The organism is Neorhizobium populisoli, assembly GCF_019430945.1.
Classification (GTDB): Bacteria; Pseudomonadota; Alphaproteobacteria; order Rhizobiales; family Rhizobiaceae; genus Neorhizobium; species Neorhizobium populisoli.
Map to the genome: position 1 here is coordinate 1 of NZ_JAHYCB010000040.1, position 7491 is coordinate 7491.

A 7491-nucleotide genomic window follows, 5' to 3' on the forward strand; every position below is an offset into this window, starting at 1 on the left:
TCAGAATGAACGCCTTCTGGGCGTCCGAAAACTTCGATGCCTTCATCACTTCCGCTCCTGTTCCCAGCCGGGAATTTAACGCGGAAAACTCCAGTTATGAACGATCCAGTTTTTGGGGATCAGAGCATCTTCGATTACTTGCAGGTTAGATCTCTGCGCAGGCCGCAACATGGTGCCGACCGGCCGTTACATCGTTTGATGCCATTATCCGGATGCTGCCCAAGAGACTGACTGGGCATTGCCGACCTTGATCCCAGTTCGAATTGCGTCTGCATATTCACCTTAAGATCCGCGGGCAGACCGGACGGCTCAAAAGGCGCGGGCAGGCGAACGTATGAGTTGGCGATGAAATAGATAGGCGGTCATCAAAAGGCCGCATCACAATGATGATCGAGATTGTATTTCGTAGAAGAGGGGCTCGTAGCATCACAGCGACAACGCGGGCCGATTAGGGAGATTGCGATTGGTCCGGTTCGCAATGCCTAACGCAGCAAATTGTTTATCTTATCGAACCGCCAAGCTCGTGGAGACGGAAGATCGCGATCGGCGCCTTGCTGGGAATAGATAGGCGAGGACGGTGTTGCTGCCCTACCCTGCCCTACTTCGCTGTAGCGGGGAAACGGCGGATGGCACTGCGGCGATCGAGACGCTGGCACCCGGGGCCATACGATGCCAGGTACCATGACTTCGCAGTGTGATTTTAGATTGTCTCGACGACGATTTCTAATTTTTCTGTGTTGGGCTGCTTCAGGACCTTTGGGGCAGCGAGCGGTCCTTATCAACACGCGTATCGCCGACGAGGTAACCACTGCATCAAAGCGGGCTGCAGTCTTTCCCAGCACTCTCAATAACGTAGGAGCCCAAACCGATACGCTTCGTTCAAGAGATGACGCACAGAAGATGGCTGCCATTTGCCTCCACCGCGTGGCGGCCGCTCTCTCATCTGATCCAGCTGCGCAGCAATGGCGCGCAGCGAAAGGCTAGGGTCGGCGATCGCGACTGCAGCCACGACCTTCATCAAATGATCTTCTGGAGCACGTCGCGGCGCGCGCTCCAACAGCTCGGGTTCGGCGAGGTTCTCGCGGACCATGCGATGCACAGCGCGGCGCAATCTCTCCACTGTCCAGCGATGGCCTCGGCGATCGAGAACTCGCACGATATTATCCCAACTATGTAGGGGGCGGAGCTGTCGCACGGTTGGCAGCCAAGTCTCGGCAGATGATATCAGCTTTTCGATATAATGCTTTTCGCGCGCTTTCGAGACAGCTTTGATCGCCTCCGGACGTCGTTCGCGAAGGCCTGGATTGCCCGGTGTTCTGCCGCGATCTTTCGCTGCCTTGATGCCGGCCTTGGTTTGTTCACCAATCAACGCTCGCTCGAACTGTGCGACGGAGGTAAGAATTTTAATCGCAAAAACGCCCTGCGGCGTCGAGGTATCGATTTCGTCGCGGAGGGACCTGAAATGAACACCGCGCTTTTCGAGGTCATCAACTACCTGCAGCAGGTGATTGACCGATCGGGCCAGACGATCGAGCTGGACGATGACCAGCACGTCGCCAGCAGTCAAGTTGGCGAGAAGTCTTGTTAAAACTGGACGGGCACCCGCTGCACCTGATTCTTCCTCCTGAAACGTCCGATTACAGCCGGCAGCGCGCAAGTCGTCGACTTGCGTATCTTTTGTCTTGTCGCCTGTGACAGCACGCGCATACCCGATCAAACGTCGTGGCGCTGGCGATGGGCTGGCAATCGGGCTCTTCGCCATGGTTTCCCTTTTACGGTTTTGACTACACTGTACAAACAACGATGCATGAGAAATAGGTGGATTGCAAGCGGCTCTTATGTTTGAAACTGAGGGGCGCGGAGAGGCGATCATGGCTATCGGTTACCGTCAGCACCATCCGGGCTGCGCAACGTAAGCCAGCGCCTCTCTGCGGAAGATTTTCGGACCTGTGGGGGAGGGGCGGCAATTCGTGTTCCGATACACTCAACCGGATCGCGACAGAATCCCATCGCGATTGCATAAGCGAAGCGGTCCATTTGTCATCCATGGACAACACGGTTTAAGAGGCCTGCTTAGCTGCCTTGACCAGACCTATGGGGGTGACGACTGTTGGATGTCATAGAGCGCATCCAACGCGACGAGGCACCTGACTGCCGCTTCCCTCATCCTAGACCGTGCACCTTCGACATTGGCAACATCCGTTTGGGAGGAGCACACCGAGTGCCAGTTTTCTGGATATTAGGCTAAGCCCCCCACTGTGCGACCGATGATGCCTTTGCACGATCTTGCGTAGTCCCATACTATGATAGGGATCACGAGCGTGTTCCACGCATGCTATTCGCAGTTGGTGAGGTGAAATGCTGAAAACTGATACCCGGCAGGCCAATTGGCGCCGCTCCAATCCCGACAAGTACGATGCGCATTTGGCAGTGCAGCGGGCCTTGAACGCGGGAGAGCTCGAGAAAGAAAGTTGGGAAGTGTGCGGCGTCACCTCTGTTGACGCTCACCACGATCAATATGAGGATCCATTGAACGTAAGATGGTTGTGTCGGCGACATCACACAAGACTTCACCATTACGGAGAGGACATGTTTCCGATCCGGCCGTCCCTCAAAACGAGCTGCTGAACTTTTCGACGCCACCGAAACATGATTGGCCGTCGCGCATCGCCCGATCTGATCGTGGTCTATCATTTGAGGATCGCTTTTACGAACCGCGCGATCACAGCCCACCTACAGGCAAGGTTGCGATAATATTCTAGGCGGTGATGATCGATCGCGACTCTCTGCTGAGTGACCGGATGCCGGCCGCAGCGCCAAAGGTGAATGTGTGAATTTAACAGAGGCTATTGCGCGCATGAAGGCGCAACTCGTTCAGCTTGGAATCTATTCATTCAGGCTGAGCAAGGCGCCGCATCCGGCGATCAGCCAACAGATCAATGTTTTGCGTCTGAGAATTGAAGCTGCCTTGACGTGTTTATTACGACTCCGGTCGAGAACTCTTTTGTTGGTCGAGAGCAATAGATTGCAGGCGTTGGTCAACAGTGTGGTTGTCTCATACGACCCTTCGTGTGGTTTCTCCCTAAATGATGTCGTAGAAGAGGCGATACGCGCAGACCTCTCTTTCAAGCCCGAGGGTAGATTTTGCTATATTAGAGTTGGGATCGTTTCGCTTTCTGAATTACCAACTATTGAGCATTCGCGTCCTATGGCGGATAAAGAAGTCGGCCGAATGCAAGATTGGATCATGAGCCAGGTGTCGTTTCCGACAACGGAAATCTTTGAACGGATCGCGTTCGATAATGAAAACGACGCCTTCCTCTTTGAGATTGCTTATCCCAAGGATGACTGCACGTCGTAAGGGGTGCAGGGCTTCGAAATTGATTGAGTCGCCACGGGGTTTGGCTGGACGGCGCGAAACCGACAGGCCGTGCGAGAGATGAAACTAAGATCCCGACCAAGCTTAGCAAATCGCGAGTAATCGGACGCGGACTGGACTCCTCCAGTCCAACTCCGCGGAGGTATGCCAAGTCGGGGAAATGATGTCTCCGACGAGAAGGAGAGCAACGTGGTTTTTCAGCAAGCTGTATGATCGCCTATAAACCAACCCTTCCATCGACGAACATGGAGTTGATCAAGCCGCCCATGGGCGCCGATTCCGATGAAGCCGCCCCGTTATTCCGAGATGATTGCGCCCCCGAATTCCGTGATGATCTCGCCCCCTGTTTCATCGGGGTCTGCAGGCAGTAATTGTTTTCAGTTCGTTCGAGTGATGTGTCAAGCTTTGCGCGGCAGATTTCGTCGCAGGCTTTCTCCGCTGAGTTCGATGCGATGGGCGTTGTGGACGAGACGGTCCAGGATGGCGTCGGCATAGGTGGGGTCACCGATGACACCTTGCCAGGCGGATACGGGGAGTTGCCTGGTAATGATCGTCGATCGGCGGCCGTAGCGGTCCTCGAGGATTTCCAGCAGATCGTGACGGGCTTGTTCGTTGAGCGGCTCGAGGCCCCAGTCGTCCAATATCATCTGCGGCAACCATCGGTGCAAGCATTGCTTCCATGCGTGGATGCGCCGTTATTCCGGCCGAAGTAATCTCGAACTGGTGGTAGCCGCCGAGGGCGGCGCTTCCTCGTGATTTCCTCACCTGTAGGCGCCGGACCGAGCGGACGCCGACGAGCTCGTTGTGAAGCTCGATAACGCCATCGACCATGGTATGTTCAGGGCTGTCTTCCGCGATCCGGGTGCTGGTTGAGACCAAGACGGTGCAGCCGACAGACGCCGCCTGGCTCTGGACTTCAGCGACGAAGGTCTTGACGTCAAGTTGCGTGTCGGCGCGATCGCGGGCGCTCAGAAAGCCATCGAAAACCAGCAGCGTTGCCCCCTGTCTTGTGACTTCCTGGCGGATCAGGCTCAACAGCGGAAAGGCCTTCATCTCTGAGGGATTGAAAGACACTGACGTAGGTGATTGAGGCATCCCAGATGCGCTTTGTCGAAGAACTCAAGCGTACCAAGTGACTGAAACAGCCGATCATGCGTCTCAGCGAGAAGGGTGACGTAAAGCACCTTGCCGCCTCGTGAAAGATTGTCGAAGGCAAACCGATTGGCAAAGATAGTCTTGCCGGCACCCGGGTGACCCTGGATGATGTACGATGCGCCCTCGATAAGGCCTCCAGCGTGCCGCTATGGACCATGGCGGCTGTGACGAGGGTGCTCCAGGCCTCCGGCACTACGCCGATGACTTCTATGCCGCGTACTGCCGTGACCCGGAAGGCAACAAGCTTTGTTTTGTCCATGCGGGAGAGATGACGGTCTAGTCCGCCACCTATTGCGGTGTTGCGGGACGAAGTCCGGAAATGTCCACAGGAACCGCGCTCCAGCCCTCTCGACATACCTTCCCTCGCGAGCTGTATTACCGGGAGAATGGAGTGATTCATGGCTTATCAGTAGGATTCCAGAAAAGCTCGTCGGGCTCATTTGGTTAAACTCGGTTGTGTTATCCTGGCGACGGCTGCTTGCGTCGGGGTGCCAGTTTTTGTCCTGGTCGAAGCAATGAAGCCCTAATTCCCGTCGAGGTTACGATCCGCAACAGGAGCCTAAAATATGGGACAGCCGCATGGCAGGCTGTCGCTGTAGATCGACGAGCGTGGAAGTGTCGTCTTGGCACTAAAAGGCTTCCCTCTAGGGAGGAGGTAGGTCACCCAGTGACGCTAAGCTTGTTTACGGCCCTACCTTTGCCGCGATCCCGGATGTTCCAAAAATGATGCAGCGCTGAAGCGGTTTCTGCAGAGGATATCTGTCAAAAATCGATCTCAACGACCTGTGGTTCAAGGCTGGCGGCGACCCGGTGGCGAGGTTGCATTGGGAATGTTGAAATGGCAGTCTTCATACCATGGAAAAGATGATCTCCGCGCTTGGCCTGAACCATGCCCTTGTACGTGAGCTGCAGATTCGCGGGTTCCTGCGTAGCGGCAATCTAGGTGAGATTCAGCGTCAATCAGGATGAGACTCGCGCCCGGGTGTGACGGAGTGAGGGCGTAGCCCGAGCGTAGTCATACCCCGGCGTGGCGCAGATTTTCGGCGTCTCATGATCGCGGTCGGTTCGGTACATTTGCGGTTTTCTGGATTGGAGAACCAGTTTGTGCCGGGTCGCCATGTAACCGATCATCAGATGAGACTCTTCATGAAGTACCGACAAACGCATTCTGTAGAGGTCGCCGCGGCAAAAGCGTCGATCAGCCGAGCCACGGCATACCGCCTCGAGAAGGAGGTACAACTGCCATCTCAAAGCAAAGCGCCGCGTGGACGCCGCCGCCCTGATCCCTTGGAGCCAATATTCGAGACTGAAGTCGTCCCGCTGCTGAAGGCCGCACCCGGCATCCGTGCCGTCGCCGTCTACAATGAGATGCTGCGCCGACATCCAGAACTCTCTGAAGGTATCCGCCGCACGCTTGAACGACGCATCCGGTCGTGGCGTGCTGTCAATGGCGAAGCGCAGGAGGTCATCTTCCGCCAGACGCACGAGCCAGGCCGACTGGGCCTTTCGGATTTTACCGATGCCAGCGGTCTTGGTGTGACCATCGCCGGCCAGCCACTTGATCACCTGTTCTATCACTTCCGGCTTGTCTGGTCGGGATTCGAACACGCTCATGTCATTCTCGGCGGGGAAAGCTTTGTCGCGCTGGCTGAAGGGCTTCAAAATGCGCTGTGGTCCGTAGGCGGTACGCCGCTCTATCATCGGAGCGACAGCCTGTCGGCGGCATTCCGCAACCTCGACGCCGATGCCAAGGTCGATCTCACCCACCGATACGATCAGCTTTGCTCCCATTATCGAATGACGCCGACGCGTAACAACAAAGGCGTCGCGCATGAGAACGGCTCAATCGAAAGCTCCCATGGCCATCTCAAGAACGCTGTTCATGATGCCCTGCTGATGCGGGGGACCAAGGAATTCGACGACCTCAGTTCTTACCGCGCCTTTGTCGACGAGATCGTTAGCCGTCGCAACGCTGCCCATGGCAAGCGCATTGATGCAGAGCGATCCCATCTGCAGGCGCTGCCCGAGCGCCGGACCACGGACTTCGAAGAGATTGTCGTTACGGTGTCCCGGACGGGCGGCTTCACCTTGCGCAAGGTCTTCTACACCGTGCCATCCCGCCTGATCGGCCACAGGCTGCGCGTACGCCTGTTCGACGATCGGCTGGATGTCTTTGTTGGCGGTACGCATCTGATGTCGTTGCGCCGCGGACGCGGCCATGCCGACGGCCGGCACGATCAGGTCGTCAACTACCACCACGTCATCCATTCCCTGCGCAAAAAGCCGATGGCGCTCCGCGGCCTCGTTTATCGCGACAAGCTCTTCCCGCGCGAGGAATATCGCAAGGCCTTCGAAGCCCTGACCGAACATCTTCCCGATAAGCAGGCTTGCAAGATCACCGTTGAGCTTCTGGCACTGGCGCATGACCGCGGCTGCGAACGCGAACTTGCCGAAGAATTGGCCAGGACACTCGATGCTGGTGACTTACCCAATCTGGCTGCCATGCGAGCGCTCTTCGGTCCGGACCCAGCCAAGCTGCCGACCGTTCATGTGCAATTCGCATCGCTTAACGGTTATGAGGTCCTGATCGGGACGGGAGAAGCTGCATGAAGAACGCCCACGTGATCGACGAAGCACGGCTCGCCATCATGCTCAACGAGCTCCGGCTGCCGACCATCAAAACGCTGTGGTCACAATTTGCCGAGCAGGCGGACCGGGAAGGATGGCCAGCAGCTCGCTTTCTGTCGGCTATTGCCGAGCACGAGCTGGCAGAGCGTGCCAATCGCAGGATTGAACGGCATCTCGCCGAAGCGCACCTGCCGCCCGGAAAGACCTTGGACAGCTTCGCCTTTGACGCTGTACCCATGATCTCGAAGGCGCAGGTCATGGCAATTACCGCCGGCGACAGTTGGCTTGCCAAGGGAGCTAACATCCTCATGTTCGGTCCCCCCGGCGGA

General features: G+C 56.7%; 6 protein-coding genes and 2 pseudogenes. 4 read left to right on the forward strand and 4 right to left on the reverse strand.

All coding sequences use genetic code 11. The annotated features are described in order from the left end of the window. Nucleotides 1–844 precede the first annotated feature (844 nt). Nucleotides 845–1762: a recombinase family protein gene (locus KX729_RS33115; RefSeq protein WP_219746671.1), complete on the reverse strand. Its 918-nt coding sequence runs from the start codon at nucleotides 1760–1762 to the stop codon at nucleotides 845–847. Nucleotides 1763–2358: 596 nt separating this feature from the next. Here KX729_RS33115 and KX729_RS34165 point away from each other — a divergent pair. After that, complete coding sequence (locus KX729_RS34165; protein WP_246618056.1) at nucleotides 2359–2628, forward strand: hypothetical protein; 270 nt, start codon at nucleotides 2359–2361, stop codon at nucleotides 2626–2628. A 229-nt stretch (nucleotides 2629–2857) separates the two neighbouring features. Further along, nucleotides 2858–3361: a hypothetical protein gene (locus tag KX729_RS33120; RefSeq protein ID WP_219746672.1), complete on the forward strand. Its 504-nt coding sequence runs from the start codon at nucleotides 2858–2860 to the stop codon at nucleotides 3359–3361. Between the two features lie 416 nt (nucleotides 3362–3777). Here KX729_RS33120 and KX729_RS33125 read toward each other — a convergent pair. From KX729_RS33125 to KX729_RS34805, 3 genes and pseudogenes are all read right to left on the reverse strand, one after another. Then, a pseudogene (locus KX729_RS33125) lies at nucleotides 3778–4026 on the reverse strand (ATP-binding protein); the annotation flags it as partial. Between the two features lie 94 nt (nucleotides 4027–4120). Further along, a pseudogene (locus KX729_RS34800) lies at nucleotides 4121–4474 on the reverse strand (RAD55 family ATPase); the annotation flags it as partial. Then, a complete protein-coding gene (locus KX729_RS34805; RefSeq protein ID WP_219746674.1) occupies nucleotides 4429–4662 on the reverse strand; it encodes an ATPase domain-containing protein in 234 nt (77 codons plus the stop codon). The gene KX729_RS34805 and the pseudogene KX729_RS34800, both read right to left, overlap by 46 nt. A 976-nt stretch (nucleotides 4663–5638) precedes the next feature. On the opposite strand from KX729_RS34805, the gene istA reads away from it, so the two are divergent. Both istA and KX729_RS33140 read left to right on the forward strand, forming a co-directional pair. After that, on the forward strand, nucleotides 5639–7144 hold the full coding sequence (gene istA, locus KX729_RS33135; protein ID WP_446692526.1) for an IS21 family transposase: 1506 nt from the start codon (nucleotides 5639–5641) through the stop codon (nucleotides 7142–7144). Next, nucleotides 7141–7491, forward strand: a 351-nt coding sequence (locus KX729_RS33140; protein ID WP_219746673.1) for an ATP-binding protein, incomplete at its 3' end; no start/stop codon positions are given. The genes istA and KX729_RS33140, both read left to right, overlap by 4 nt.

Coding starts and splice junctions, on each gene's coding strand:
- KX729_RS33115 (WP_219746671.1), bottom strand. CDS start 1,762: ATGGCGAAGAGCCCGATTGCCAGCCCATCGCCAGCGCCACGACGTTTG.
- KX729_RS34165 (WP_246618056.1), top strand. CDS start 2,359: ATGCTGAAAACTGATACCCGGCAGGCCAATTGGCGCCGCTCCAATCCC.
- KX729_RS33120 (WP_219746672.1), top strand. CDS start 2,858: ATGAAGGCGCAACTCGTTCAGCTTGGAATCTATTCATTCAGGCTGAGC.